Source organism: Kitasatospora sp. NPDC036755 (genome assembly GCF_040636595.1).
Lineage (GTDB): Bacteria > Actinomycetota > Actinomycetes > Streptomycetales > Streptomycetaceae > Kitasatospora.
Map to the genome: position 1 here is coordinate 1 of NZ_JBEZUT010000632.1, position 1,870 is coordinate 1,870.

2 protein-coding genes are annotated in these 1,870 nt (G+C 77.9%); both read right to left on the bottom strand.

What is annotated here, in order from left to right; all coding sequences use genetic code 11:
• Positions 1 to 1,014, bottom strand: a 1,014-nt coding sequence (locus AB0E96_RS40735; protein ID WP_359831845.1) for a polyketide synthase, incomplete at its 3' end; no start/stop codon positions are given.
• An 8-nt stretch (positions 1,015 to 1,022) separates the two neighbouring features.
• A partial coding sequence (locus AB0E96_RS40740) for an SDR family NAD(P)-dependent oxidoreductase (protein ID WP_359831843.1) occupies positions 1,023 to 1,870 on the bottom strand: 848 nt, incomplete at its 5' end.

Here is a 1,870-nt window from a genome sequence, read left to right on the forward strand (position 1 = left end):
GCGCCCGGCCGCCCGCCTGGCCGCCCGGACGGCGCGGGCCTGGCCCCCCGGGTCGGGGCTGGCCAGGCCCGCCGTCCGGCCGTCGCTCGCCACTCCGGTGCCCCGGATCACCGCGTACACCCGGTCACCGTCCCGCTCGGCGTCGGCGAGCCGCTTGAGCGCCACCACGCCGGTGCCCTCACCGACCAGCAGGCCGTCGGCGCCCCGGTGGAACGGGCGGATCCGCTGGCTCGGCGAGAGCGCCCGCAGCTGGGCGAACACGCTCCACAGCGTGACGTCGTGGCAGTGGTGCACCCCGCCCGCCAGCACCAGGTCACAGCGCCCGGTGGCCAGTTCGCCGACCGCCTGGTCGACGGCGACCAGCGAGGACGCGCAGGCGGCGTCCACGGTGTAGGCGGGGCCGCGCAGGTCGAGCCGGTTGGCCAGCCGGGAGGCGGCCAGGTTGGGCACCAGGCCGATCGCCGACTCGGGCTGATCCGGGCCGAGCCGGTCGGTGAACGCGGCCCGGACCTTCTCCAGTTGCCCCTCCGTCAGGTCCGGCAGCAGCTCGGCGAGTGTGCGGACCACCTGGTGCGCGCTGCGCACCCGCTGGTCGAGCCGGACCAGGCCCGGTGTCAGGTACCCGCCCCGGCCGAGCACCACCCCGATCCGGTCGCGGTCCGGCAGCCGCTCCGGGCCGCCCGCGTCGGCGATGGCGGCGGCGGCCACCTGGAGCGCGATCAACTGGTCGGGCTCGGTGGCCGTGACCGAGCTCGGCATCAGGCCGAACCGGGTCGGCTGCACCTCGGCCAGCCCGTCCACGAAGCCGCCGCGCCGGCAGTAGAGCCGGTCCGGCACGGCCGGCCCGGTGGCGCCGCCCGGGTCGTAGTAGTCCGCGTCCCAGCGCCCGGCCGGGACGTCGGTGACCGCGTCGACCCCGTCGACCAGGTTCCGCCAGTAGGCCGCCAGGTCGGGGGCTCCCGGCAGCAGCACCGCCATGCCCACCACGGCCACCGGGGCGGCTGCCCGCCGCATCGGGACGCTCACCAGCCCGAGGCGGTGTAGACCACGGCCCGCTCCGACCGCTCGCCCCAGGCGAGTTCGCGCAGCAGCGCCAGCGTGCCGGCGTCCGGGTCGATCAGCCTGACACCGCGCCGGACGTAGTCCCGGGCCAGCTCCTCGGACACCATGCCGCCGTGTGCGCCGGCCGGCGCCCAGGGCCCCCAGTGCACCGTCAGCGCCCGGCGCCCGGTGCGGTCCGACCAGCGGGCACCCAGCTCCTCCAGGGCGTCGTTGGCCGCCGCGTAGTCGGCCTGGCCCCGGTTGCCCAGCGCGGCCGCGATGCTGCCGAAGAGCACCGTGAACCCCGGCCCGCCGGGCAGTTCGGCGAGCGCCTCCAGCAGCGCCCGGGCGCCGTCCGCCTTGGTGGCGAACACCCGCCGGAAGGACTCCGGATCCTTCTCGGCGAGAAGCCTGTCCTCGATCACGCCCGCCGCGTAGACCACGCCGTCCAGCCGGCCGTACTCGGCGTACACCTCCTTGACCGCCTGGCGCAGGGCCGCCGGGTCGGCCGCGTCCACCGCGCGGTAGCGGGCCCGCGAGCCGAGCGCCGACAGTTCGTCGAGGGTCGCCGCGACTTCGCGCCCGGCCAGCAGCCGGGAGGCGGCGGCGTCGACCTCGGGCAGCGGTACGCCCCGGCGAGCGAGCGCGGCCCGCAGCGCGGACCGGTCGCGGGCGGCGGCCGTCGCCGGATCCTCCGGGCCCTCGGGCGGCGCGGTGCGGCCCAGCAGCTCCAGCCGGCAGCGGCTCGCCGAGGCGAGCGCGGCCGCGAACCGCGCGGTGATCCCGCGCGCCCCGCCGACCAGCAGCACCACGGCCTCCTGGTCCAGTA